Genomic DNA, 22,988 nt, shown 5'->3' with positions numbered 1-22,988 from the left:
GGTGAGTTACTCCAGGTCGATAGGGTCTTGAAGGTTCAGGGTGATGCGGGTGGCGGACACCGCCGCGCCGAGCAGCACGTCGAAGCCGTCTACCGGTGGGGTCTGGGTAAGTTGTCCGTCGATGCCCAGCCAGATCCGGCCGGGCTGCCAGCTCCAGCCAACGTCCTCGATCACGCCGGTGCGCTGGATGTTCAGCGGCTGGCCGGCGTCGGCGGCGGTGAGGCTGACGCCCAGCAGCAGGTCGATGTGCTCGGCGTCGCGGTAGTCCAGGGCGAACACCTCGCCGTCGACCTCGTAGAGCACGCGCAGCGCACTGACCACCTCTCCGGCCAGGCGCTGGAGTGACGAGCCCCCCGCCGGGCCAGGGATACCCTGCGGCCCCGGCGGACCTTGCTCGGCAGCAGCAATGACCACCACCTCGGTCTGCTCCTGGGTGATGGCGTAGTCGTCGCCCCCCTCGACCAGCACGGGATCCGCATCGGCCTCCACCACCAGCACGTAGGCATCGGCGGATTGGGTGGTGTCGGTCATGTGGTCACCTGCGGCGACAGGGAGACTGGGCCCTCGGCCCAGCGCTGCACAGTGCCGTCGGCAAAGGTCAGTTCCAGGTCGTAGACGGCAGCGGCGAAGCTCAGCGCGCCGGTCTGCGCGGCGGTGATCTCGCGGCTCAGGGTGCCGGCCGGCTCCAGGGTCAGGCCCTGGCCCGGGGCAGTGCTCAGTTCCAGCAGCAACTGGCCACCGGGCTTGTCGCGGATCTGCATCCGCGCGCTGCAGCCGGTGAGGTCGACGGGCGCCTGGTAGATCAATTGGCCGCCGAGGGGCTTCAGGCCCACGGCCGACAGCCCGTTGATCTCGAGGGTGTTGGCATCCAGCCGCTTGGCCGGCCAGGGCCGATTCTTGAACGGCTCGCGGTTGATCTCCGGCCACTGCTGGACACCACGCACCCACACCGGCCAGTCGGCAGCCAACTCGTGGCCGGGCACCACCAGCCGGGCCGGGGCTTCGGCTGGGATGGATTGGATGGCCTTGTAGACCAGGGTCGGCTGGCTGAGCCGCAGGGTGTCACGGTAGGTCGCGCCCTGAATCAGGCGCAGGGGTAGACAGGCCGGCTGCATGGCTGGCTGCTCCTTGGTTCAGGGAGGGGTTAAGCGCTGCGGCGCAGCGACATCAGGGTCGAGTAGATACCGGAGGCGAGCTCCGCCGGATCGAACACAAAGGGGCTGGGTAGACCGCCGGCATAGGCCGTGCTGCGTCGGACGCAGGTGTACTGGGTGATGCCAGAGCCGCCGATCACCAGGCCACCCGAGGACAGCCCGTGGAAGCTCGCGCCGGCCGAGCAGTGCAGGGCCAGCCAGTAGAGCTTGCCGGCCTCCAGGGTCAGTGGCGCCGCCAGAGCCGACGCCTTCACCCCCGTGGAGCCGGTGCTGAACTCGCCACCAGTAGCCAGCAGGGCGTCGGGCCAGCCGTCGGCATCGCTGGAGTAGAGGGCCAGCTTCGCGTTGCCCGCCACCGCCGTGCTCACGCTGCAGCGCAGCAGGTCCACGGTGATGTCGTCGAACACCGGCAGCGGGAACAGGCGCAGCTGGTCGGCAGACCAGGCCTGGCCGAGCGAGGTATTCACCTGCGGCAGGTTGACCAGGTCATACCCTACCGGCGGTTTCGGCACCCGGAACAGGCCGCCGTGCAGGCGCTTCCAGGCGCCGGCGCGGCGGGCGTTCAGACCGTCATCCGGGGCGTCGGGAATGCCGCCCCCACCGCCACCCGAGCCAGCCGCATCCCGCAGCGTGCTCATGTCACCCGCCGTCAGGCGCGCGGCGATGCGCGAACCCGACGGCCAGAGGTTCGCCACCGTACCTTCCTGGGCCCGGACGATGGTCAGCACCCCGCCGGCCTGGGCCGTCACCTTGACGATCTCCCAGGCCGTCTCGGCGCCGGCTACGTCCACCGCCACCAGGGTCAGCAGGTAGTAGTCGCCGGTCCCGAGGCCCACCAGCTTGGCGGCCTGGGCAGCATCGACGCTCAGCGTCAGCCCGCCCATGGCCAGCTCTGCCGTCAGGGTGGCCTTCCAGTTGTTCACGAAGAGTCGTTTCGGCATCTCAGCTCCAGCCAACAGGCGCCGCCTCCGGGGCGGCATGGTCATGGGTCGACGGGTTCCACGCGCCATAGGGGCGCGGGCCGTAGAGTTCGAAGCGCGGCTGCAGGGGGCCGCTCTGGGTCAGGTCCACTGTGGTGTTGATGGCCACCGCGCCCTGCGGGCTGGCCGCCGCCAGGTAGCGGTGACGGTCCGGGCCAGCCATGTCCAGGCGTAGGTACAGGCCCACCAGGTTGTTGCCGTAGGGAAGCAGGTCCATGGCGGAACCACCCGAGACGCTCTCGGCGCGCACCACCGCCTGCTCTACGCCCCCTTCGGCCCAAGCCGGTGGAACCGGGGAGATGGTCATGGGGTCGGTGTTGATCTCGGTGATTACGGTGGTGTGGTACGGCGTGCCATCCAGGGACAGGGTCACCGTCATGGTGTCGTCGTCATCCGAGGACATGGTGCCGGCCTCGTTGTAGGTCAGCAGGGCCGTGACGCACTCCGTCGCTCCGAGCCGCAGGGTGTAGCGGTAGTCGGTGGTCTTGCTGCAGGTGCGCTCGGTGTACTGGTTCGGCGAGCTGCCCGTCGGCGGCGAATACTCCGGAAACTCCTGAGCGACGCGCTCGTGGATATCCAGGCACAGCTCCTGCGGGGTGCCGGTGTCGTCGAACCACATGGCCCAGATCCGCCCGGTGAGGGTGCGGATCGTCTCGCCCGTGGCGATCTCGTAGTTCAGCGTGCCGTCGTTGAAGCTCATCGAGCGCGGCTCGATCACCATGGTGTTGGTGTAGCCCAGCGTGCCCAGCGTCTGCGCGCGGGTGCGCAACACAGTGATGTTCATGGTGAAGGCTGTGCCCAGCCCGCCCGTCACTTCCGCCAGCAGGAAACCCAGCGGGATCGGCCGCTCGCGCGGCGGATACCCGGGGTCGCTGGTGTACAGCATGAAGATCGCCTTGCGCCCATCGGGCGTGATGTCGACCGGCTCTTCCCACTGCAGCGCGGTCACCGGCCCATCGCCCAGGTCCACCGCCGGGGTGGACTGGCCATTGTCGGTCGGGTTGCTGATGGTCAGGGTACGGTCGTCGCTGGGCTGGCCGATTTCGCCGAAGCGGATCGCCTTGGCCAGGTCGCGGCGGATCAGCCAGCGGCTGCCATCCGGGGCGCAGTAGATCCAGCCGCCCATGTCCTTGCCGTACAGCTGGAAGAACCGCCCGCAGAGGATCGCCTCGCTCCACCACTGCCGGCCGGCTGCCGCATCGTCCGCCAGTTGCTCGGGGGTGCGGGTTACCACCGGAGTGCCGGGCACCCGCAGGCGATAGGTATTCCAGGGGCGCTCCGGCAGCGGGTGCGTCTTGGTCGAACCGTTGGGCAGGTGCAGCCCATCGGCATCGATCCGGCCATGCCAGGGCCAGCCCCAGATGTTGACCTTGTCCGTCAGGACACCGCCGATGTTGATCATGGGGCCACCGGCTGCGCCAGGTTGACGATCACGTCGGCCTCATTGGCGTCCTTCAGCTTCAGGGTTTTCACCGGCGGCACCTCGTAGGTGAAGATGCCGTCGCTGCTGGTCAGCACCAGGTCCGGCCAGTAGTCGCGGTCCGGCACCGTATCGGCGCCCACCACCTTGGTCTGCTCGGTCAGGGGGCTGGCCACGCCACCCCCGACGCCTGCAGCAGCCGGGTTCCAGAGGCCCCGCCCTTTGGTGGCGGGCCGGGCGCCCCGGCGTTCCAAGGTGTTCAGCACTTGAATCTGCCGGCGCTGCGTCTCCAGTGAGTTGAGATCGCGACGCAGGGTATTTGCACGGGCAGCCGCTACCCCCGCCCGAATGCCGGCGCGCTCTTGAGCCAAGGTCATGGGTTACAGCTCCAGCAGGTCGTTCGGAATGGCCAGCTGATAGGTCTTGGCCTGGGTGACCGCGTACTCGTCGCGGTGGTCTTCGGGTATCTCCGGCGCTGTCAGGTCAAAGCGCCGCGGGAACTCTTCGAGCGATGGGTTGATGTCCAGGTCGTTGACTGTGTAGTTGCCAGCGAACCCGTCGAGCACGTCGTCATACAGCGGGCTGCTGTTCCGCGCCCCAAGCTGGGTCGGCAGGATGATCAGCGAGGGTGGATCGCCAGCCGGCGTGCTGGCTGGGATGGCTGGCAGGGTCAGCGGGTCCGTAACGGCTCCGCCGCCCTGACTCACGGCCAGTTGAATGGTGGTCAATGCCGAACCGCTATCCAGGTCCCACTCGTCCGTCAGGTTGAACACCTTGGCTCGGCACTGCACTGCGCGCCCCAGAATCTCATCCTGCACCTGCAGTGTGTGCTCCAGACGAAAGCCTAAGGTGTCCGAGGTCGGCAGCTGGAACGGCAACCGGTTGCCCCTGTGTGCACCGAGAATCTCCACATGGGCCATCTGCAGCCGGCAGGTGAAAGCCTCAACGCGACGCGAATCTTCGCGCAGGTCCACCACCCAGTCGCCCAGGGCGTCCTCGATGGCGTCGGCTTCGTGTTCAGTGAACTCGGCGCTTTCGAACTCCGCTTCCCGGTCGCTCTCGGTTTCCATGGCCAGCCGGTCGCGGCTGATCACTTCGCCGGCCTGCGCCACGCTGCTGAGGGCTTCCACCCTCAAGGTGTATTGCTCGGTTACCCGCTGGCTCCAGCGCATGGCGCTGGTCCAGGTGGCGCGCAACAGCAGGTCAGGATAGTGGTTGGTCCAGCCGAAAGGTGGATCGCACAGCGCTCCACTATCCGTCGGAGGTACCCGCTCCCAATTGGCGGTCCCGAGGATGGCCTGGTAACCAGCGCCGCTGCTGGCGTCCTCCACCATGTTGATGTCCGGCGTCTCGGTATTGTCCTCGCGTCCCCAGGTCAGGCAGAACCCGTCAATGATGGTGAGACCTTCGACGGCGGGGTGTTCCCAGAGGAAGTCCTGGTGCCGCTCGCGCAGGCGGATGAAGCGGTAATCCGCCGCTATCTCCACCACGTTGATCCGGTCATTGAGCTCTACTGGCATCCAACCCAACGTCCCGTCCAGCACTGAGCCGGGCGGGATGATGAAAGCAGCGGCACCGGCCGCCCAAGGCGTAACCTGCAAGGCACCCTCGACGCTGCGCTGCAGGGTGGCCGCTTGGCCGCTCATGCGCTCCAAGGCATAGTCCCAGCGTGAACGGCCTTCAACCGGTTCGAACACATCGGCCGACCACAGACCACCCACCAGCACATCCACTGCGGCGACTTCTAGAGCCTCGACCACCTCCTGCAGACGATCACTGCACTCGCATGCCAGCACCGTCGTTTGCAGGTCGAAGTCTGGGCGGATCACCTGACCACGGAAGCGCAGTGTTTCGGTCCACTCACCATCCCGCAGGTCGCGGTAATACAGCTCCACACTCTGGCCGATGTAGCTGCCCGGGTTCACCGGACCTTCGCCCAGCAGCAGACTGAAGTCGGCCAGGGCGCGCGCGCCCTCTTCCCGCTCGATTCGCACCTGCCCGGTGAGCAGGTCGCTGACATCCGCCCCGTTGAGCAGCAGGCGCACGCTCCAGATCACCGACACCACCGGTTCGATGGTGATGGTTTCGGGCACACTCCCGCCTGCCGAAGCCCCGTTCAATTCGACGGCGTTCAGCTCGGAACCATTCAGCTCCATCAGATTTCCTCGGCGGTGATGGTCCAGTCGTGGGTGTTAGAAGCCGGGTCCATGGACTCGGGTGGCGGCTCACAGAACACCATGAACACCGGGCGCCAGCACACCTGGTACTGCAGCGCACCAGGTACGGCAGTAATGGTAAAGGTGCGATCAGGCGCGACGGCCACCGGCGTTCGCCGCCAGTCACCATCGACGTAGGCCAGCGCCCAGGGCGAATCGTCCGGACGCGGCGTGCCCGGCAAGGTGCCGGTGAGCGCTGTAGTGCTCAGCGACTGCTGCTTGGTGCAACGCAGCTCCAGCGGCTGACTGAAGTCCAGGCCGGCGAAGCCCGGCCCCATCCAGCCGGTTCCCCGGATGGTGATGCCCGTCTTGCGCCAGTGCTGAATTTTCACCGCAGCACCACCAGATCGGCGGGCCACTGTGACGCCGCCGAGGGGAGAGTACTCCTGTACCGGCGCCCCGCTCTGCAGGCGGATAGCAATACCTCCGAGCATCATCTCAGCCATATGCGTACCTCAGAAACAAAAAACCCCGCCAAGGCGGGGTTCTGGATTACATGGGAAGCGATTCTAGTTTGAGCTCAAGATACCCAACGAGAAACCAGAGACTGAGCTCAATTGACCGCGCCAGAGAGTCGAGTTCTTCGGCATGATTCCTGGCCCAGCCACAAACTTCGCTTCTTTCAGATGGACCATCACCGGGTCGGGGGTCGGCTCGTCGTAGTCCTTCTTCCATTCATCAGCCGCATCCAGCCACGGCTGTGCAGCATCAACAGCCCACTGGCTCAGTTGCTGCTTAAGCAATTCAAAGTACTCTCCCCCACCAATGAGAATTCCTGTCACCAACCCGCTATTCGTAGACAAAGTTACCGGAAGCTGAATTCCATCACTGTTGGCGATCTTCACAAACAACTGAAGTAGCCAGTCAGCATCGGGATTCAAGCTCAAAACCTCTCCTGCTTGGTCTTCTGGTTGATCCATGAAACAAGCTCCTTTCTTGGCTGAGCCATGATCATCGGGCGCGCCAAGTCAAACTGCAAGGCAATGCGTCTACCCCTGAGATCGCCCATACTTTCGAGCCTCGTTGCGCAACAGAGCCTGGTAAGTGCTGTCGTCCGCCTGGAGGGTATAGCTGCTGCCCCCCGGCAAAGTTAGGTTGACTGTGTTTCCCCCGCCTGCCGCCGGACCTCGAATCATTGCCCCGAAAGCTTCCGGGGTGGCTGGCCTGGAAAGACTGCCGACCAGACCGCCAATGTCGTAGCCGCCCCAGTTCCGGCGCGCCTGCTCCAACACTGCGGCGACCCCCTTAACGCGCATGGCCGACAACACGGAGACCGCGCCAGGTTCGCGCACCACAGACTGAGGCAGAACGTATTCGCCTCGATGCACGATGCCCGCGGGCTCCAGTCGGCCGCCGAAGCCAGTAAAGCCGCCGGCGGCGAAGCCCTGCTCAGGGAACTGCGAGAAGCTGCTGCCTTCCTGGTAGTACTTCGGGGTGTCTGCCAGCACCGTCTTCACAGGAATTACCAGATTTGCCTGGAGCGATTCAGCCAGAGCAGACACCTGCCCCTGGACCTGGGTAGCCGCCTCCGCGTCGAGCACTGGTTTCACCGAAACGTCTTTCGTCGCGGTTGCGCCATCCTTGCCCCCAGAACCAAGGGCAGCGAAGGCCTGCTCGGCGATTTGCTGGGCCATCTTCGCCTGGCCGGCCAGGGCCTTGGTGTTCTTGTCGCCGGCCTGCTGGAGCTCCTCCAACACCTGGGTGGCTTGCTCGGCAAACTTCAGTGCCTGGACGTAGTCCTTGCTGACTAGCGACTGGCGAGCCTTAACAGTGAGGTCACTCGCCCGATTGAAGGTAGGCTCCTTCTCCGTAGCGAACTTCTCCCCAGCAATCCCCTTCGTACGATCCTGTACCTCTTTCAGCAGTGCCGCCTGCTGTTTCTTCGCCTTCTTGACCTCTGCCGTCTCCTTGACAGCCTGAGCAATGCGCTGCTTCGTGCCGGTTTCAGTTTCTTGAGTCATGGCCTGCTGAGACTTCTTCACTGTCTCCGCGAGGTCCTTGTGGGACTCCCCAGACTCCTCGTTGGCTGCCTTGGTCTTGTCGGCGTTCTGCCCGGCCATCTCCCAGAGATCGAAGTACCCGTCCTGGATTTGCTTCACCTCGGCAGCGGTCTGGTCACGAATCTCTTTCTGGCGCTTCTGGAATTCCTGGGCATCGGTGCCGCCCGGCATGATCGTGTCCGCAGCGGAACGAAGAGCATTGGCGGCGGCCTCCCCGAAGCGCGGCACCTTGCTGATCAAGGTGCCGAGATCCCTGGCGAAGGAGGCGAATTTCGTCCGGACATAATCCAGCGGATTCGTCATCGCAAACTTCAATGCTTCGAACTGCTCCTGGGCGTAGCCCTTGATCCGGACGAAGCTGGTATGCAGGCCGGAAGCCAGGGCGATGCCTGCCCTTTCAACCTCGACGAACTGCTCGCGTAGATAGGTACCGATTTCCCAGCCAACGAAGAAAGAGCCGATCAGGGACAGGCCACGCAGAGCAGCCTGCACTGCCACTGGGATGGTGCCCAAGGCAGTCGTCACCTTGCTCGCCGCCGTCTTGGCAGCAGTTGCCATTCCCCCGAAACCACGTGCAGCAACAGTGACGAGGCTCTGACCAAGAACCCTGGTGGCGACCTTGTCTATCGTCGTGAAGGCCGCAACCACTTCGGTGATAAGCAGGCGGCCGAAGAGGCGAACCCCCTTCAGCAAAAGTCCGCCACCGAGCAGGTAGATGATGCCCAAGAGGGCATTTTGCCCAACCTCTCCGGTGCTCTTCAGCCACTGGGCCAGACTAGCGATCTGCTTGGAAACCTTCGTGATAACCGGAAGAGCCGCCTCGCCGAGCTTCGCAAAGGCGTTATTGATGGCCGTGGCTGCCTTCCCGGCCTCAACCGCAGCGCCGGAGTTAAACCGCTGGAACTCGCGCTGAACGCTGCCTGCGTATTCCGTCTCATCGGCAACTGCTGCAAGTTGCTTGCGATATTCGGCCAGCGAGCCAGAGAGAACGCTGATGTCGTCGGCATACTCCTGGCCGAAGAGGACAGTGATCGCCTCGGCCTGGCCCCGACTATCAAGCTCACCCAGTTTTGCCAGGAAGTTGTCGAGGGCAGCTTGGGCGTCAGTGTCCATGCTCCTGGTGAAGGCATCCACATCACCCACCAGGTTCTTCAATTCCTGCTGGAATTCGTCGCTCTGCACGCCAGCGGTCTGAAGCTTGTTCAGCAGAGCGTTGATACCCGTGGCTGCAACCTCGGGACTCTTGCCCAGGGAAAGGAAGGTCGAGGCCAAAGCTGCAATTTGAGTATCGACCAGTCCGAACTGCCGACCGATGCCGCCTACCCTGCCGAGAACATCCAGAATCTGGGCTTCACTGGCTTTGCTGTTGTTTGCCAACTGATTGATTGCATCGAGCAGCCTCCCCGTCTCAGTTATCGGGATGCTCAATACCGTCGAGAGCGTAGAAACGCTTTCGGCTGCTTGCGCAGAGCTCATGTCGAAGGCGATCCCTACCTGAGTCACCTGCCGAACGAAATCTGCAATTTGCCGGCCTTCAATCCCGAACTGACCAGCTAGAGCTGCTGTCGCGCTGAGCTCATCAGTCGCGATGCCCGTTTCCTCAGAGAGCGACTCCAACTCCTTCCTCAGATTGAGGATGCCATCTGGCGTTGGGAAGTTGACGCGCGCCTCGATCTTCTTGAGATTTGCTTCCAGCTTGACTGCCGGGTCCAGAGCCTGCTTTACGGTGTAGCCAAACGCGGCAGCCTCACCAGCAAATCCCAACCTTTCGCCGCGAACCGCATCCCTTTGCGCTACAGCCTGGTCGGAGCGAGCGACAGCGGCCCGGACACGAGCCAGCCGTTCTGACTCAGCAGCCAACCTGGATTGCTCGCTGGCAAGGTTCTTCACATCGACGCTGGCAGCCTGCAACTGGCGACGATAGTCACCGACCTTCTTGGTCTGAGTATCCAGTGCCCGCTTGCTCCGGTCCAGGGCCCTCTGGGTGGCGGCTAGGTCTCGCTCGAAAGCCTTTACAGGCTGCCCTGCAGCTGCGATGGCACGCTTCAGCTCATCCACGCGCTTCTTGTTGGCAAAGTACGCGGCCGAGGCTGCCTTGGCTGCTGCCTTCGTGCGTTCGAAACCCTCGATGAGCTGGCCCTTACGACCGGCCTCCTCAATCTCCTTCCCAAGCTGGCCGACGCTTTTGCTGGCGTCCTTGATACTGCTCCGAAGAGCTGCGGACACGGCTCCGCCGATGACGATGCCTACATCAACGTCATTGCTCATGATCTGTCCTTTCAGGGGTTATAGAGCCTTGAGGAAGCTCTTGAAGTCTTCGGCCTTGGCTCCAGCCGCACGGGCGATGTAGAGCAGCATCCGGTCACGGCGGCGCTCTTCTTCATTGATCGCGGCAAGGTAACTGCGCACCTGTGCAAGGGTCATTCGACGGATGCCCTCCGGAGAATGCCCGTGCTGAATCAGGCGCTGCGCTGCTTCGAAGATATCGCCTCGGCCAGGCGAACCAGGTTCACCCGAAGCTGCGGCCGGAGGCGCAGGTAGAAAAAATCGAGGTTCAGCTCAACCAGTGCCAGTAACAGGCCGAGGAAGTCATCGATTCCAAGCCGACCAACATCCTCTGCCGGACGGTGCGTCAGTAGCGAGCACAGCTCCGTCAGGGAATCACGGTGCTCATCGACCAGCGACAGAATATCGAGCTGCTCCAGCGCCCGCTCGAACATCGTAGACAGGTCTGCTCCGTTTTCTCGGGCCTGGTCTAGTTGCCTTGCCAACTCCTGAAGTTGCGGACGCATCGTATCAATGAGTTTGTTGACTGCCGGGATCTGCTCCAGCTGGATTGGATAGACCGAAAAACCCTTGGCCCGAAGCGGCACTTCAACAGGATCACCGAGGAACCGTGTGAGGCTGTCGTCGACGCTTTCTGACATTTCGTTCCTCCAATAAAAAACCCGCCGAAGCGGGTTCTGTTAGTGCTCAATGTTTTGAATCAGGAGCGGCGCAACCTGGATCGCAATCTATATCTATCAGGCTGTCGTCATGAAATAGCAGTTGAATAAGCTCACCATCGAACCCGGCCCGGTAGGTCAAAATCGTTACTTCACCATCCGATAGGTCGACTTTCCCAACAGACTCTGGATGCCGCCAAACCTCATACTCGTTCAGATCGGCTCGACGCATACCAATGAACAAGCCGTTTTTTGTCTGACGCTTGCGGTACTCAGCAGTCTGCATTCCGTGAATGATTTCAGGGGCCAGTTGCTTCGCCTGGGGAGTTCCAGCCGCTGACTGCTCAGGGGCTGGGGCCTCGTGGCCTTCCTTCGGAGTTTCCCCCGCCTTCCACCAGATCAGCAATGGAACCATCACCAGCAACGCGAACGCCGTATACGCCGGGTGCAAGTGCTTCGCCGGCCTATCCTTGGACATAGCCTTTCCCTCCCATCTCAAGATGGGAGGGAATGTAGTTCAGGCAGGTACTGTGCGGCTAGCTGATGGCTGGCTTGTCCGCCAAGGGTGCCAACTCGTTCACCTGGTCAACCGTGGAGCGGATGGTCTTGTCCAACGCCTCCGCTTCGTCCAACAGCTCGCGCACGGCCTCGAAGTTGCACTTGCGCGGCACCTTGCTTTCGCGCGGGTTCTCGTTGGCGTTCTTCAACACACCCACGATCCGGGTGAACAAGGACCGGCGCTTCATGGACAGCGAATCCAGCTCACCCACCAGATGGGTGTACCGGCCAATCGCCTCGTAGTTGGGTTCCGTCACACTGCACTCCTTTTGGTTCGGCAGTTCCAGAGAATGGATCGTTGCATCGTGTTTTCCAAGGCCCTTTGCAGGTTGCCCATCACGCCATGCATCACGTCGACGTGGTCCTTCAGTGCCATCAGTTCCAGCTTGCAGGCCTCGATCTGGTAGCCAGCATCCTCCAGCATCTGCAGCAATTCGTAGATGGGCGACTTGGAGTCCATGCTGCTCACCACCCTGATCGGCAGACCAATACGATCATCCCTGCTCAGGCTGGCGAGCCGGAAGCCATTCGGATCGCTTGCGATCCACTTGGCCACGGTGAAGTCGATCTCCAGCTGGCCCAGGGGCCTCGGCGCCTCCGCCTCCAGAAGCTCACCTTCCAGGACGATTCGGGCAACCAGGCTCAGTGCATCGGTGAAGTGCTCCGGGCTGATTTCCTTGTAGCTGCAACCAAACTTGGACTTCAGCGCAGACCAGCAGGTGATGGTGGCCTTGGCGCGCTTGTCCTTCGGCAGGCATTCGGCGCGAGCCTTGACCAGGGCCTTGATGCTGTCCTGCTGTTCCTCGGTCAGGCCATTGGGTAGCGCCTTCGTCTTACGCGCCTTCCTGGGGTTCACCGCCTCACCCTCGTTCCAGTATGCCCAGAGCGCATCGTCGCATTCGTTCTGGTAGGCGATGATTCCATCGCGAAGCTCTGGCCGAACCTTGTTCGGGTGAATCGACATCAGCCACCCGGTCAACTTGCGGAGCGGGAGGCAGGTCATTTCCCGTTTTTTCCCGTCCTCTGCAACTATCACGATTTCCGTGATAGTTGAATTGAAGCGACCGCTGGAAAGCTTCGCATGCTGCGCCTGCCAAGCAAGCCCCATCCCCTCCACCACTGGCTTCATCGGAACGAAGGGCTGCCCTTCATGGCTGACCAGCATCAGCTTGGCATTGCGGAACGGAATGATCTTGGCTGTCTGGGTCTGGACATTGCGATCTGCCGCTTTTGCGGTACTATTCATCTCGTGAACTCCGTCGAAAGTTTTCACATCCGAAGCCTCAGGTGTTGGCGCACCTGGGGCTTTTTCATGCCCGCTAGATCTTCGATTCACGCTCTTGCTCCCTGCTCTGGCGGAGTCGATGGACGATCTCCCCACTGACGCTTCTCGAGTTTTTCTCGGCCTGCTCACTCAGCCACTCCTTCAGGTCTTCGGGCATCCGAACCCCGATCGCCTTCTTTTGCACATCCATAACGTCACCTCCTGTCGTTATCTATCATTTGTAATCATTCAACATCGCAAATCATCATCTGTCAAACAGAATCGTTTGTCATCGTTTCGAATACCGTTTATTTACCGTTAACGGTAAACTTCATCCCTCAGGCTTTACCTTGTTGGCAAAGCAAGGACACGATCCGAACTGACAGTAGAAGGGACGATGACCAATTTTGTTGACTTCGCAGAGCGCTTAGTCTGGTTCCGAGCTGAAGCTGGCATGACCCAGCGTGAGCTAGCGGAAAAAAGCGGCGTTAGCCTTCCGCAAATCACCCGTTACGAGTCTGGGAAATCGACTCCTCGCCTATCAGCCGTAATGAAGCTGGCGAAAGCACTAAATGTCGAAATCGACGCCTTTACCAAAACCCGCATTGAGCAGGGGCTGAAGAAAGTAGTGCTTACTGGTAGCGAATCTGGACAGGAAGACATCCACATCGTCGTTCCTTCGGAGCTGATGGACAGAATCTACGACGCGGCCGAGGAGAGCGGCATGCCCCTGGATGATGCGTTCAATTTCATCCTGGGCAACATGATCAAGCGCGACGCGATAGCCGCTGGCAAGGAATGGACCGACGAGGATGAGGAATCTACGTTCGGCTGGCTTAGAAAAAAGCCGAAGACCGAACCCTGAAAAAGCCCCGCCCAAGAGCGGGGCTTTTCATTTCCGTCAGTCCACGTCCTTGATCACCAGGTACTGCGACACACCAGTGCCGGTCTTGGTCGGGTCCTTCTCGCACTTGGCGGTGAACTCCATGCCCTGGAACTCGTCGCCGATGAAGCCCAGGCTGGCCGGCGAGTGGTTCACGCGGTGCACCTCGACCACCACGGGTTTGCCGGAGCGTGCCTCGTTGAGGCCGACGAACACCATGCGGTAGCGCTTGCCGGACTTCACCAGGGCCTGGATGGTCACGTGCTTGGCGTAGGAGTAGTCGATTTCGACATCCATCCCGGCGGAGGTAACGGCCCCGGCCTCGGTGAACTCGGGGAACCCCGCGGCGTTCAGGGTGTAGTCGGTGTTCAGCACCAGGGCAGCGCCGCCGGCCGCCGGGGTGATGACCACGTTGGTGGCGCCCGGGTGATCCAGCACCAGCAGCGCGCCCGGCCAGGCCTTCTTCGCCTCGCCGGTGACAGTGCCAGCGGCCACACTGGTGGCGTTGCCGTACAGGGCGCGAGCCATGTTCTCTGCCTTGAAGTGGCGGGCGTTGTAGTTGACGTTCACCGCCGTGATGCGCTGAACCGAGGCATCCAGGCCACCACCAGGGGTGGTGTAGTCCTGCTCCTCGATCTCCTGCGGAGTGGCCTCGTAGCTGAGGCTGTTGCAGTTGCCGATGTGGATCAGGCCCTTGGGCAGATCCAGGTCTTCGAGGTAGATCTTGCCTACCCCCAGGAAAGCGCCGCGAAGATCAGCCATTGCTGGATTCCTCCTGCTGAGTGCCGTCTTCGACTACGCCCTGGGATTCCAGCCAGGCCTTGCGATCGGCGGTGACAGTGATGGTTTCGCCAGCCTTCTTCTGCTGGCCCTTGTGGGTGTGAGGTTTCGCCAGGCGCACCTCGACCAGCCCCGGCTGCTGGGCAGCGGGGTCGTTGCTTCTCGACATGGGGTTACTCTCCGGGGAGGACGACGTGCAGCTGCACGGGGATGGAAACCGTTCCAACCGGCACTTCATGGTCCGGCTGGAACTGGCTGATGGATTTCAGGACCACCTTGCGCGGGCCGCTCTGGCCCCAGGGGTTGGGCATGCCTTCCTGAACATGGAGGCAGCGCGCCAGGTCGGCAGCGATATCGTTGAGCTGTGCGAGGCAGTCATCAGGGTGGTCGGGCTTGGCCAGGCCGATAACCTTGCGGCCCAGGTGAAACTGCCAAACTCCTGCGCCAGCGAGTGCTGGCGGACACTCGTCCGGCTGAATGGTGATGCAGGGATAGGCCAGGTCCTCGACATCCAACAGCGCGCCAATCCACTTGGTGTGGATGCGGGTGCCGATATCGGTGAAGTAGCCGTTGGCTGGCGTGATCGTCGAAAGCCGGTCGATCAGCACCTGATCCACCAGGTTCAGTGGGTTCTGGCTCAAAGCTTGGCCCTTTCGAGTTGGCGCCTGACTTCGCGCTCGAGGATGTTCTCCCCCTGCGCTTCGAAGTCAGGCTTTCGGGTATTCAGGATCTGCGACGGCGATGGGCCGTACAGGGCGCGGATGCGTTGACGCAGCAAGTCATACCCATTCGGGCCAGCGCCGCGGCGCTCGCTCATCTCTCGCTTCGGGCCATAGCGGACGAAGATCAGGCCGTCGGTGCTGCCAGAGCCCGCCGACTTGACGATGAATGCGCCATCCATGACCGAGGTCCGGCCCGAAACATTCACCTGAACACCAGCCGGCCTACGCTTGCCGTTCTTCCCCTTCTTCCACAGCTGCTTGTGCGGAAAGTGACTGAGCACCAGGCCCTTCTTCATCGCCCAGATGCGAACGGCCATCCGGCCCTTGGTCGCCCGGGTGAGGCGGATTCGCTCTCGAAGCAATACGCGCTTGATGTTCACCTCGGCGCCAATCTCGCGCAGCACGTCGGCCCGCAGCGACTCGCCGGTGTCGTTCAGCGCCATGACCACGGCCATCTTGGCCTTGGCAGGGATGGCATCGAGGCGCGCCAGCGCCTCCTTGCCTCCCTTGAACTCGACGCGCAGACCGCTCATGCCGGCATTACCGCGGCGGTGACTATCACGCCGTCATTGCGAATTGGGGCGGTTACACGCCAGCGCTGGCAGCCAGCCACGAAGAGACCCTCTCGACGAACCTTCGGAAGCTGGCACGCCAGCACGCTGATCTGTGCGTGATCGACCACCAGCATGCCGTCCGGCCCGACCCGCTCGACATCCCGCAGGATGACGAGCTCCAGATCGTGGATCGGCGGAACACCTGGTTCGTTGTAAGAGCCCAAATCGGGATCGCCCTGGCCATTCTCTTCACGCATGCGCTGGAAAATGGCGCGGGCTGCCCGCTCTTTCAGCTGCTGGCGGCTCATCAGGCGGTCAGCTTGATGATCGCACCGGGGCGAGTGCAGAGGTTCAGCGGATTTGACTGCGCCTCGAACTCGATGCCGCGATTCATGCGCAGCGGTTCCTGCTTCGCATACTTCGGCAGACCCAGGGTGTTGGCAGTTTCCATGTAGTCCGCCGGGGCGAAGCGAGTGATGAACAGATCGGCCACGCCTTCCGGCACCAGGTACGCCTCGTTGTCGGCGATGAAGGCCTGACTGCCAACCTTGCCGCGATATTCCTCGCAGAAGGCACCGCCGAAAAGGAAGCCGCCGCGCGGATCGTTGCGCAGCATCTCGCCCTCGTTCCAGCGCTCCCAGGCCGCTTCCACTTTGCCGTGGCCGGTGAACTGGTCGAACAGGGTGCGGCCGAAGAAGATGCGGTAACCGCTGACGACGGCGGCACCCAGGGCATCCTCGGACTTGCGGACTGCCTCGAGGATCTTGTTGCGGACGTTGGTGGTGCCGGTGCCGAGCGCCAGGCTGACGGTTTCCTGGGTGATGCCGAACTCGTTGTAGAGGTCGTAGATCACCGAAGAGCCGTCGGCGTCGAGGATCAGGCCCTTGATCGCACCGACGCGGTGAAACTCGATGGTGGCATCCAGGTCGCGGTTCATGCGAGCCAGGCGCTGGTTGACCAGATTCTGCGCGCTCTCTACGTCGGTTTCGCTACCGAAGGCGCGCAGGTTCTGGATGGCGTCCGCCAGCAGGGTGTCATCCTTCTTCAGGTGCGGAACCACGAAGGAGCGAAGGTTACGGCTGTCGCGATCCTGCGGGCTCACCGGCTTACCGCGCTCGCCCACCGGCACGAGGGACAGACCACCCTTGTTGTACTCGATGGTCACGGAGGTGGTGGTGACGCCTTCCTCGCTGAACAGGCCCAGGGCGCCGATACGGCCAGGCTGGTGAGGCTGTTCGTTGATGGCTGCGGTCAGGCTGGAAACGCTGAAAGCGTCGTCGTTGAAAATGTCGAGATGCATGGCTTTCTCCTGTGTCAGGCCAGATGCAGTACGAGCGCTTAGCGCGCCACGATGTGGCTGCCGGCCAGGGCCAGAAGCGCAGCGGTTTTCTGTTCGGTGGTGATGCCGGCCGGCCAGACCAGGAGGTCGACGATCAACTCGGTCAGTCGCACCATGCCTACGGCCTTGGCATCGCCGGCAGTGGCATCGGCATGGCCGTAGAGAACTGCTGCGGCATCCTCGCTGCCGTCAGTGGCGGCGGGCGCCAACGCCACGTACTTGCCAGTGGCGGTGACTTTGCCCAGCACGGTGCCAGGCACGTGTACGCCGGTATCGATAACGATGTTCTCGCGGGACAGGGTGCCGTTGGCTTCGGACAGCACGAAGTCGCCGGCGCGGCGGGTCTCGGTCTTGACGCTCATATTGCTTACCTCGCGTTGCGCCGCGCATACACGGCTGCATAGGTGGTGGTGCGGCCTTTAGCCTCACGGTCGTTACCCGCCGATTGGCGGTTGCTCAGTTGCGCTCCCTTGGCGAGGCGGCTTGCCAGTTCCTGGCGAACCACTTCCACCCCGGTGGCGGCGTTGATGTAGCCGGCGGCCAGCTGTGGCATGCCGGCGGCGGTGCAGAGGTTGCGCACCTCGTTGGCTCGCGCGACGGCGGCAGCCATCTGGTTGGCAGTCCACTTCTCGCGGATGGCAGTGGCGGTCATCGAAGAAAGACCGTTGGCCTGGCACTGCTCGGCGATGGCGTCGGCAGCCAGAGGCTGGTCAGCCGCTGCTGCAGCATCGCCTTCGGCTGTGGACTCCTGGGTCTCTTCGACGGTACCCGCCACCTCGCTGTCCGGATCGACCTCGACGGCTCCGGCGCCATCGCCCTCTTCCGCCTGCTCTGCCGGAAGGTCGTCGACTACAACCTCTTCGGACTCAACGCTGGCGCCGCCTGCCGCAGTGACCTGGCGTTTGCGGGTGTACGTACCGCCCTGCAATTCGGTCATGAGCTCGCGGAACGTGCCGACGTGATCAGCCAGACCTACGTCGATGGCGGACTGGCCAAAGAAGAGCCCGGCTTCGGTGGCACGCACCGCTTCGACGTCCATGCCGCGATAGGTGGCCACGCTGGTGGTGAAGAGGTCATAAATGCGATCCGACTCGACCTGCATGAAGGCGCGGGCGTCATCGGAGAGCGGCTCGTTGGGGTTGCCAGACACCTTCAGGGCGCCGGAGTGGACATAGGTCCACTTCACCCCCTCCTTCGCGTTCTTCTCGGAGACGTCCTTGTGGCCGATGACCACACCGACGCTGCCGACACCACCGGTGCGAGTCAGCCAGATTTCGGAGCAGGCCGCTGCCAGGCCGTAACCACCGGAGTAGGCGTAGTCGTCGACCATGGCGATCAGCGTCTTGGTCTGCCGCAGGCCGGCCATTCGGTCGGTGAGATCGAAGAGCTGGGCCGCCTCGCCGCCGGGAGTCTCCAGGCGAAGCACCACGTGGGTGATGTTGGCGTCGGCCTCGATGTCGTCGAAGGCCAGGTTCAGCGCCTCGAAGCTGACCGGTGCGGTACCGCACGGTGGGGCTTCGACCATGCGCGAGATCAACGGGCCGGACACCTCCAGCACGGCGATATGGCCAACCTTCTCCATGACCTGACGGGGCTCGCCGCCCTCACCTGCGTCCAGACGGCCATGGAGCCAGCCATCGATCAGGGTTTCGGCCATGCCCGGCTCGACCAGCAAGGGCCGGTTGATGGCGCGGGAGTAGATCTGCGACACCAGCGGGCCGCCTTGGCCGCGACTGAACAGCCGCGCCAGCAAGTTGGTCGGTTTCATTGGGTGCTCCAGAATGAAGAAGGCCCGCACTTAGCGGGCCTCGGGGTTACTCGTCGTCCTTGGTTTTGACGGGGTCGTGGCTGTACTCCAACCCCATCTCACGGGCGCGCTGGGCATCAGCGGCGTTCTGTTCATCGATCTCCTCGACGTCGTAGCCGCGTTCGGCCGCTGCCGAGGCCCGGGAACCAAGGCCGCCCTTGATCAGCATCAGTTCGCCTTGGGCGTCCTGCACCGGGTGCAGGTAGCGCCATGCCTGGGGGCGCCAATCACAGGCGATGTAGTCACCACGGCGGATGGCGTAGTCCGGTGCCTGCAGACGACCGGCGAGCACGGCGGCATCGATGAAAGCCGTCCACATCCGCTGGCAAAGCTGCGGGATGGTGTACAGCCACTGGTACTGCTCAATGCGGCGGCGGTACTCGTTCAGTAGCGCGCGAAGGATGCGGTCATTGACGTTACGCATGTCGCCGGAGAGCAGTTCGTAGGGAATGCCCAACGAGGCAGCAACGCCCATCAGCTGCTGACGCATGAAGTCGCCATAGCCACCGCCTTGGTCGCCATCGAAGAGCTGAATCTCTTCCCCTGGCAGTAGCGCCGGGAAGCTACCCGGCTGCATGTTCACGACCCCGACGCCGCCTTCGTTCTCCAGCGGTTCGCCGGTGAACGGGTCGAACTTGTACTCGTCCTCGTCGTACTGCTGGCGCTTGATCACACCGGTGTAGTCGGCGCGGGTCTTCTTCCGGGTGAGCTCGGCGTCGTCGTATTCGTCGAAGTCGCGGGCCTTCACCAGCGCCTGGACTGTCTCCGCCATGCCGCGCACCTGGCCGGGGCGCAGCGGTGCGAAATGGTGGATCACTTCGCTGGCCGGGATGCGCACCGGCTGGATGCTGCCCTGGGAGGTGTCGCTGGGGTGGCGCGGCAACATCCAGTAGGCCACCCGGCGCCCGCCACGGAACTCCACGCCAGCGACAATTTCGTAGTCCAGGCGCTGTTCGTTGAGGGTATGTGGAACCTGGTCACCTTCAATGAGCTGGAACTGAATCGGCAGCGGCATGCCGCTGTCGAGACCCAGGTGGTGGATCTTCAGGAAGACCTCACCGGCCTCCTTCCGAGATCGAACGCCAAGGGCCATGAGGCCATAGGCGTCCAGCACACCATCGAAGTCGGCGGTCGGGCAGAACTCTTCTTCCCACAGCTTGTTGGCTGCGGCGGCAAAGGCTTTGTCCTTCGCCTTGGAGCGCGGCTTGATGCCGGTACCGACCTCGTTGCCGACCCAGTTGCCGATGCCGTTGCTGATCCAGCCGTTATTCCTGGCCGCATCCCGCGAGCGCGCCCTCACGGCAGTGAGTTGGCTGACCACCGCGCGTGTGGGACCGGCGGAGCCCGGTGCCCAACTTTTCAAGCGTGGGCCGGTACTGGCGGCGTCGTAATTCGCCTGGGGCGTCAGCGGGATCCCATCGATCTGGAAGCCTCGACTCTTGAGGGTTTCGAATTCCATCAGAACCCCCTGGAGTGACGGAGACGGTAGCCGCGGATTCGTTTGCCTTGCCCTGCAGCAATGATCTCGGCGCGCATGGTGTCGCGCAGAGCAATGAGTTGGGGCAGCTCGGCGGTTGCATAGCGGGTGGTGTCGTTCGGCCCGAAACGAACCTCGACCACGCGCTCACCTCGAGCAAGGTCGACAATGGCCTGCTCGACCTGGTCGAGTTGAGCTTGGGTGTATGCCATCAGCGGGATACCTGCATTCGCACCCGGCGGGTGGCGGTTTTCTTGATTCGTTGATTGGCGGCCTCGACCGGCTTGGGCATGACGACGGAGACTTCAGCCACCTGGTGCACGTGCGGGTTCTCATCCCAGCCCCGCGCGAAAGGCTTGGGCCTCTCCCAATCCATCTGCTCGATGCCGAGCTTGATAGCCCCAGCGCGGGCGTAGCAGAACAGGTCGAAGGCCTCGTTGGCGCCCTTGCTGGGCTTCTCCCAGCCACGCTGGGTGCGCACTTCGAAGGTAAGTTCCTCGAACCACCATTCCCCGAGCCACTCGGGCAGGTGGACGAAGCCGGGACCAGGCTTGTCCCGCTGCAGGTCGTTGTTCACGGCGTCCTTCAGCAGGTTGGTGTTCAGCATCCAGACAGGGATTTCGCCCCGGGCCTTTGCCTTGCGGTCCTTCCGCTCGCTGTCGGGGTAGCTCTCTCGCAGCCGCGGTGCGTTGGGCTGGCTCCCACCCTTGATCAGCATGAACTGGCGGTGGAGTCCTCGACGCTTCAGCTTCCGGTAGAAGTCATAAGCCTTCTCCGTCACGCCAGCCTTACCGCCCGAGTCGCAGACAACCAGGGCCGGCAACATCGCTCGCCCGCTCCCATCTGAGAGCGGATAGGCCTTCTGCATTACGTCGGTGACCAGGGCCTCCCAGTCCTCGAGGTAGGCAGCTGGATCGATCGGCAACTCGTCTCCATCCGGGCCAACGCGTCGGCTGTTCCGGATGTTGTAGCGATCGACCAGCCATTCTTCGCCGCCGACGCCATAGCCGTGGACCTGCACAACGAAGCGCGGCTTGCCACCGGCCTGGACGTCCACCGAGGTGACCAGGAACCGAACACCCTCGGGCACCTGGTGCTTGATCACCTCTTCGCGGCGCTCGATCAGCACATCGGCCGAACGGACCGCCTCGGAGCGCTGCGGCATGTACGGCGCGCCCTGGTCCAGGTTGGTCGTGCCTTTCAGCTTGGTCTCATCACCGGTGGTGACGTAGGCGTGCACGCCCTCCAGGTAGCGGAGGCAAATCGACTCCCAGCTCTGGAACGCGGCGGGCATGCCGCCTAACCAGAAGCTGGCGATCTTGCTCTGGCGAGCGGTACCGCTCACCTCGCCATGCCGGTCCACCTGCTGGCCTTCGATAAGCCAGAGGCCCGAGCGATTCATGAGACGCTTGTACTTCTCGCTGATCATGTCCCCGCAGTGGGTGCAGCAGAAGAAGGCGCTCTTCGCGGCAAGCGCCATCAGATCGGCACTGCGGATCGTCTCCTTCAGTTCTTCGAACGGAGGCAAGGCGAAGCAGGAAACACCGGGTGTCGGCTCGCTGTACTCACGACAGCTAGGGCACTGCCAATACCAGCGACGCCGGTCGCCGGTGTTGTACAGGCCAATGATGCCCGTGCAAGGCGGCGCCTCGTGGGGCGTCTGCTTGCGCCAGGTCGGGTCGGTGATCTCGCGGCCAGGCGACGACTCTGCGCAGCACATGCCGCGCGACTTGAAGGTCTGGGTCCGCTTCAGCGCCAGGGCCCAGAGACTGCCCTCCCCTTCGATGTCGTCCGGGATGCGGTCATAGTCGGTGATATCGACCCAGCGGATCGACTTCGACGACACCTGGGAAACCGCCGGCCAGCCGATCTTGAGGATCTGGCCGGTCTTGAAGAACTTGTCGTAGACGTTGTCGTCGGCGCGGCCGGTGGACAGTTTCGCCTTGATCTCCGGGCTGTACCGAATGCCTCGGTCAACGCGGGTCCGGGAGAAGTCCCGAGCGGCCTCCTGGCTCATCTGCACGATCAGGGCGTCTCCCGGATCGCACATCACCGTGTAAGCCATGCCGCCATCAATCAGAGCCTGGGTCTTCAGTGATCGCGCGGGGCCGACGAAGACTACGCCCTCAAACCGCCGACTGGCCTTCAGATCCATCGGCTCGCGCATGTACGGCGCCACGTCGAGGGTGAACTTGCCCTGGTAGCCGCCCGGTTCATTCAGGACCAGATAGTCCTCGGCGGCTTGGCTCACCGAGATCCGACGCGGCGGCCGGATCAGCTCGGCGATGTTGCGAACGATGTCAGCCGGATTCGCATGCATCGTCGTTCTGTTCCATTTTGCCGCAGACCTCCAGCAACTGCTGATAGAGGCCCTCGCGGATGTTGTCGATCACTTCGATGGTGCGTTCCACCTCGGCGGCGCCGAGAGCGCAGTCGTTTTCCAGGACGTCGGGGATGGAGTCCAGTCCCTGGGAGAGCGCCTTGAAGGCGGTGGCAACCACCTGCTCGACCTCGGGGGCGGGAATGCTGATGCGCTGCTCGGACTCCCACCTGATCTTTTCGCGCTCGGCTCGGTAATGGTCGAGGCGGTCCTTCGGCGGCAGCTCATCCGGATCAACACCGAAGGTCTGAGCGGCAGACTGAGGCCCCATCACGGCAATGGCCACGTCCCGAAGACGCCAGGCGGGATGGCCGTTGGTTTCGCCTGCCGGCGGGATTCCCTCCAGTCGTTTCTTCACCGTCCGGCGATCGATGCCGAACTCTTCAGCCAGTGCATTGATGGACCACAATCGCGCCCCGGAATGTACAAGGGTCGCAACCATGCTGACTCCTACGCAGCCCAGTAACGGCGCGGCTTTGAGCCATGCGGCGAGAGGGGGTGTGGTGGAG

28 protein-coding genes are annotated in these 22,988 nt (G+C 63.0%); 1 reads left to right on the top strand and 27 read right to left on the bottom strand.

Annotation, left to right across the window (positions count from 1 at the left end; all coding sequences use genetic code 11):
• Positions 1-6: 6 nt before the first annotated feature.
• The 15 genes from FXN65_RS10890 to FXN65_RS10825 form a co-directional block, all read right to left on the bottom strand.
• Positions 7-531 (bottom strand): hypothetical protein, encoded by a 525-nt coding sequence (locus tag FXN65_RS10890; protein ID WP_151133211.1) that lies wholly within the window; start codon positions 529-531, stop codon positions 7-9.
• Positions 528-1,115, bottom strand: coding sequence for a hypothetical protein (locus tag FXN65_RS10885; protein ID WP_151133210.1), 588 nt, complete (start codon positions 1,113-1,115; stop codon positions 528-530). The genes FXN65_RS10890 and FXN65_RS10885 overlap by 4 nt, the downstream gene beginning before the upstream one ends.
• 29 nt (positions 1,116-1,144) lie before the next feature.
• On the bottom strand, positions 1,145-2,095 hold the full coding sequence (locus tag FXN65_RS10880) for a hypothetical protein (protein WP_151133209.1): 951 nt from the start codon (positions 2,093-2,095) through the stop codon (positions 1,145-1,147).
• Position 2,096: 1 nt separating this feature from the next.
• A complete protein-coding gene (locus FXN65_RS10875) occupies positions 2,097-3,536 on the bottom strand; it encodes a hypothetical protein (RefSeq protein WP_151133208.1) in 1,440 nt (479 codons plus the stop codon).
• The gene (locus FXN65_RS10870) at positions 3,533-3,931 is read right to left on the bottom strand and encodes a hypothetical protein (RefSeq protein ID WP_151133207.1); all 399 of its coding nucleotides are present in this window, start codon (positions 3,929-3,931) and stop codon (positions 3,533-3,535) included. The genes FXN65_RS10875 and FXN65_RS10870 overlap by 4 nt, the downstream gene beginning before the upstream one ends.
• Positions 3,932-3,934: 3 nt before the next feature.
• Positions 3,935-5,710 (bottom strand): hypothetical protein, encoded by a 1,776-nt coding sequence (locus FXN65_RS10865; protein WP_151133206.1) that lies wholly within the window; start codon positions 5,708-5,710, stop codon positions 3,935-3,937.
• Positions 5,710-6,216 (bottom strand): hypothetical protein, encoded by a 507-nt coding sequence (locus FXN65_RS10860; RefSeq protein ID WP_151133205.1) that lies wholly within the window; start codon positions 6,214-6,216, stop codon positions 5,710-5,712. The genes FXN65_RS10865 and FXN65_RS10860 overlap by 1 nt, the downstream gene beginning before the upstream one ends.
• Before the next feature lie 63 nt (positions 6,217-6,279).
• On the bottom strand, positions 6,280-6,690 hold the full coding sequence (locus FXN65_RS10855; protein WP_151133204.1) for a hypothetical protein: 411 nt from the start codon (positions 6,688-6,690) through the stop codon (positions 6,280-6,282).
• A 69-nt stretch (positions 6,691-6,759) separates the two neighbouring features.
• Positions 6,760-10,038 carry a phage tail tape measure protein gene (locus FXN65_RS10850; RefSeq protein ID WP_151133203.1) on the bottom strand — a complete coding sequence of 1,093 codons (3,279 nt, stop codon included), beginning with the start codon at positions 10,036-10,038 and terminating at the stop codon, positions 6,760-6,762.
• An 18-nt stretch (positions 10,039-10,056) separates the two neighbouring features.
• Entirely contained in the window at positions 10,057-10,194 is a 138-nt protein-coding gene (locus tag FXN65_RS27865) for a hypothetical protein (protein ID WP_178119302.1), read from the bottom strand.
• A gap of 35 nt (positions 10,195-10,229) precedes the next feature.
• Positions 10,230-10,697 (bottom strand): hypothetical protein, encoded by a 468-nt coding sequence (locus FXN65_RS10845; protein WP_151133202.1) that lies wholly within the window; start codon positions 10,695-10,697, stop codon positions 10,230-10,232.
• A gap of 46 nt (positions 10,698-10,743) precedes the next feature.
• Positions 10,744-11,193, bottom strand: a complete 450-nt coding sequence (locus FXN65_RS10840) for a hypothetical protein (RefSeq protein WP_151133201.1) — start codon at positions 11,191-11,193, stop codon at positions 10,744-10,746.
• A gap of 58 nt (positions 11,194-11,251) precedes the next feature.
• Positions 11,252-11,530, bottom strand: a complete 279-nt coding sequence (locus FXN65_RS10835; RefSeq protein WP_151133200.1) for a hypothetical protein — start codon at positions 11,528-11,530, stop codon at positions 11,252-11,254.
• A complete protein-coding gene (locus tag FXN65_RS10830; RefSeq protein ID WP_151133199.1) occupies positions 11,527-12,519 on the bottom strand; it encodes a phage antirepressor N-terminal domain-containing protein in 993 nt (330 codons plus the stop codon). Before FXN65_RS10830 ends, FXN65_RS10835 begins: the two co-directional genes overlap by 4 nt.
• Positions 12,520-12,592: 73 nt before the next feature.
• On the bottom strand, positions 12,593-12,748 hold the full coding sequence (locus FXN65_RS10825; protein ID WP_151133198.1) for an Arc family DNA-binding protein: 156 nt from the start codon (positions 12,746-12,748) through the stop codon (positions 12,593-12,595).
• Positions 12,749-12,934: 186 nt separating this feature from the next.
• On the opposite strand from FXN65_RS10825, the gene FXN65_RS10820 reads away from it, so the two are divergent.
• Positions 12,935-13,402, top strand: a complete 468-nt coding sequence (locus tag FXN65_RS10820; protein WP_151133197.1) for a transcriptional regulator — start codon at positions 12,935-12,937, stop codon at positions 13,400-13,402.
• A 36-nt stretch (positions 13,403-13,438) separates the two neighbouring features.
• On the opposite strand, the gene FXN65_RS10815 is transcribed toward FXN65_RS10820, so the two are convergent.
• Genes FXN65_RS10815 through FXN65_RS10760 form a run of 12 tightly spaced genes read right to left on the bottom strand, consistent with a single transcriptional unit; the run spans position 13,439 to position 22,921 of the window.
• On the bottom strand, positions 13,439-14,182 hold the full coding sequence (locus FXN65_RS10815) for a phage tail tube protein (protein ID WP_151133196.1): 744 nt from the start codon (positions 14,180-14,182) through the stop codon (positions 13,439-13,441).
• Positions 14,175-14,369, bottom strand: coding sequence for a DUF7210 family protein (locus tag FXN65_RS10810; RefSeq protein WP_151133195.1), 195 nt, complete (start codon positions 14,367-14,369; stop codon positions 14,175-14,177). The genes FXN65_RS10815 and FXN65_RS10810 overlap by 8 nt, the downstream gene beginning before the upstream one ends.
• A 4-nt stretch (positions 14,370-14,373) precedes the next feature.
• Positions 14,374-14,841, bottom strand: a complete 468-nt coding sequence (locus FXN65_RS10805) for a hypothetical protein (protein ID WP_151133194.1) — start codon at positions 14,839-14,841, stop codon at positions 14,374-14,376.
• Entirely contained in the window at positions 14,838-15,455 is a 618-nt protein-coding gene (locus FXN65_RS10800; protein WP_151133193.1) for a phage tail protein, read from the bottom strand. Before FXN65_RS10800 ends, FXN65_RS10805 begins: the two co-directional genes overlap by 4 nt.
• On the bottom strand, positions 15,452-15,784 hold the full coding sequence (locus tag FXN65_RS10795) for a hypothetical protein (protein WP_151133192.1): 333 nt from the start codon (positions 15,782-15,784) through the stop codon (positions 15,452-15,454). Before FXN65_RS10795 ends, FXN65_RS10800 begins: the two co-directional genes overlap by 4 nt.
• Entirely contained in the window at positions 15,784-16,776 is a 993-nt protein-coding gene (locus tag FXN65_RS10790; RefSeq protein ID WP_151133191.1) for a major capsid protein, read from the bottom strand. The genes FXN65_RS10795 and FXN65_RS10790 overlap by 1 nt, the downstream gene beginning before the upstream one ends.
• A 38-nt stretch (positions 16,777-16,814) precedes the next feature.
• Positions 16,815-17,177, bottom strand: a complete 363-nt coding sequence (locus FXN65_RS10785; protein ID WP_151133190.1) for a head decoration protein — start codon at positions 17,175-17,177, stop codon at positions 16,815-16,817.
• 5 nt (positions 17,178-17,182) lie between these two features.
• Complete coding sequence (locus FXN65_RS10780) at positions 17,183-18,583, bottom strand: S49 family peptidase (RefSeq protein ID WP_151133189.1); 1,401 nt, start codon at positions 18,581-18,583, stop codon at positions 17,183-17,185.
• 46 nt (positions 18,584-18,629) lie between these two features.
• Positions 18,630-20,081 (bottom strand): phage portal protein, encoded by a 1,452-nt coding sequence (locus tag FXN65_RS10775; protein WP_151133188.1) that lies wholly within the window; start codon positions 20,079-20,081, stop codon positions 18,630-18,632.
• Positions 20,081-20,311 (bottom strand): hypothetical protein, encoded by a 231-nt coding sequence (locus FXN65_RS10770; RefSeq protein ID WP_151133187.1) that lies wholly within the window; start codon positions 20,309-20,311, stop codon positions 20,081-20,083. Before FXN65_RS10770 ends, FXN65_RS10775 begins: the two co-directional genes overlap by 1 nt.
• A complete protein-coding gene (locus FXN65_RS10765; protein ID WP_151133186.1) occupies positions 20,311-22,419 on the bottom strand; it encodes a phage terminase large subunit family protein in 2,109 nt (702 codons plus the stop codon). The genes FXN65_RS10770 and FXN65_RS10765 overlap by 1 nt, the downstream gene beginning before the upstream one ends.
• Positions 22,400-22,921, bottom strand: a complete 522-nt coding sequence (locus FXN65_RS10760; RefSeq protein WP_151133185.1) for a DUF1441 family protein — start codon at positions 22,919-22,921, stop codon at positions 22,400-22,402. The genes FXN65_RS10765 and FXN65_RS10760 overlap by 20 nt, the downstream gene beginning before the upstream one ends.
• Positions 22,922-22,988 lie beyond the last annotated feature (67 nt).

Origin of the sequence: Pseudomonas lalkuanensis, from assembly GCF_008807375.1 — a bacterium.
Lineage (GTDB): Bacteria > Pseudomonadota > Gammaproteobacteria > Pseudomonadales > Pseudomonadaceae > Metapseudomonas > Metapseudomonas lalkuanensis.
The sequence above is the reverse complement of the archived record's forward strand: the minus strand, read 5'-3'. Positions and strand labels throughout refer to the sequence as shown.

Excerpts from the sequence above, each read along its gene's own strand:
- FXN65_RS10890 (WP_151133211.1), bottom strand. The coding sequence starts at position 531 with ATGACCGACACCACCCAATCCGCCGATGCCTACGTGCTGGTGGTGGAG.
- FXN65_RS10885 (WP_151133210.1), bottom strand. The coding sequence starts at position 1,115 with ATGCAGCCGGCCTGTCTACCCCTGCGCCTGATTCAGGGCGCGACCTAC.
- FXN65_RS10880 (WP_151133209.1), bottom strand. The coding sequence starts at position 2,095 with ATGCCGAAACGACTCTTCGTGAACAACTGGAAGGCCACCCTGACGGCA.
- FXN65_RS10875 (WP_151133208.1), bottom strand. The coding sequence starts at position 3,536 with ATGATCAACATCGGCGGTGTCCTGACGGACAAGGTCAACATCTGGGGC.
- FXN65_RS10870 (WP_151133207.1), bottom strand. The coding sequence starts at position 3,931 with ATGACCTTGGCTCAAGAGCGCGCCGGCATTCGGGCGGGGGTAGCGGCT.
- FXN65_RS10865 (WP_151133206.1), bottom strand. The coding sequence starts at position 5,710 with ATGGAGCTGAATGGTTCCGAGCTGAACGCCGTCGAATTGAACGGGGCT.
- FXN65_RS10860 (WP_151133205.1), bottom strand. The coding sequence starts at position 6,216 with ATGGCTGAGATGATGCTCGGAGGTATTGCTATCCGCCTGCAGAGCGGG.
- FXN65_RS10855 (WP_151133204.1), bottom strand. The coding sequence starts at position 6,690 with ATGGATCAACCAGAAGACCAAGCAGGAGAGGTTTTGAGCTTGAATCCC.
- FXN65_RS10850 (WP_151133203.1), bottom strand. The coding sequence starts at position 10,038 with ATGAGCAATGACGTTGATGTAGGCATCGTCATCGGCGGAGCCGTGTCC.
- FXN65_RS27865 (WP_178119302.1), bottom strand. The coding sequence starts at position 10,194 with ATGACCCTTGCACAGGTGCGCAGTTACCTTGCCGCGATCAATGAAGAA.
- FXN65_RS10845 (WP_151133202.1), bottom strand. The coding sequence starts at position 10,697 with ATGTCAGAAAGCGTCGACGACAGCCTCACACGGTTCCTCGGTGATCCT.
- FXN65_RS10840 (WP_151133201.1), bottom strand. The coding sequence starts at position 11,193 with ATGTCCAAGGATAGGCCGGCGAAGCACTTGCACCCGGCGTATACGGCG.
- FXN65_RS10830 (WP_151133199.1), bottom strand. The coding sequence starts at position 12,519 with ATGAATAGTACCGCAAAAGCGGCAGATCGCAATGTCCAGACCCAGACA.
- FXN65_RS10825 (WP_151133198.1), bottom strand. The coding sequence starts at position 12,748 with ATGGATGTGCAAAAGAAGGCGATCGGGGTTCGGATGCCCGAAGACCTG.
- FXN65_RS10820 (WP_151133197.1), top strand. The coding sequence starts at position 12,935 with ATGACCAATTTTGTTGACTTCGCAGAGCGCTTAGTCTGGTTCCGAGCT.
- FXN65_RS10815 (WP_151133196.1), bottom strand. The coding sequence starts at position 14,182 with ATGGCTGATCTTCGCGGCGCTTTCCTGGGGGTAGGCAAGATCTACCTC.
- FXN65_RS10810 (WP_151133195.1), bottom strand. The coding sequence starts at position 14,369 with ATGTCGAGAAGCAACGACCCCGCTGCCCAGCAGCCGGGGCTGGTCGAG.
- FXN65_RS10800 (WP_151133193.1), bottom strand. The coding sequence starts at position 15,455 with ATGAGCGGTCTGCGCGTCGAGTTCAAGGGAGGCAAGGAGGCGCTGGCG.
- FXN65_RS10795 (WP_151133192.1), bottom strand. The coding sequence starts at position 15,784 with ATGAGCCGCCAGCAGCTGAAAGAGCGGGCAGCCCGCGCCATTTTCCAG.
- FXN65_RS10790 (WP_151133191.1), bottom strand. The coding sequence starts at position 16,776 with ATGCATCTCGACATTTTCAACGACGACGCTTTCAGCGTTTCCAGCCTG.
- FXN65_RS10785 (WP_151133190.1), bottom strand. The coding sequence starts at position 17,177 with ATGAGCGTCAAGACCGAGACCCGCCGCGCCGGCGACTTCGTGCTGTCC.
- FXN65_RS10780 (WP_151133189.1), bottom strand. The coding sequence starts at position 18,583 with ATGAAACCGACCAACTTGCTGGCGCGGCTGTTCAGTCGCGGCCAAGGC.
- FXN65_RS10775 (WP_151133188.1), bottom strand. The coding sequence starts at position 20,081 with ATGGAATTCGAAACCCTCAAGAGTCGAGGCTTCCAGATCGATGGGATC.
- FXN65_RS10770 (WP_151133187.1), bottom strand. The coding sequence starts at position 20,311 with ATGGCATACACCCAAGCTCAACTCGACCAGGTCGAGCAGGCCATTGTC.
- FXN65_RS10765 (WP_151133186.1), bottom strand. The coding sequence starts at position 22,419 with ATGCATGCGAATCCGGCTGACATCGTTCGCAACATCGCCGAGCTGATC.
- FXN65_RS10760 (WP_151133185.1), bottom strand. The coding sequence starts at position 22,921 with ATGGTTGCGACCCTTGTACATTCCGGGGCGCGATTGTGGTCCATCAAT.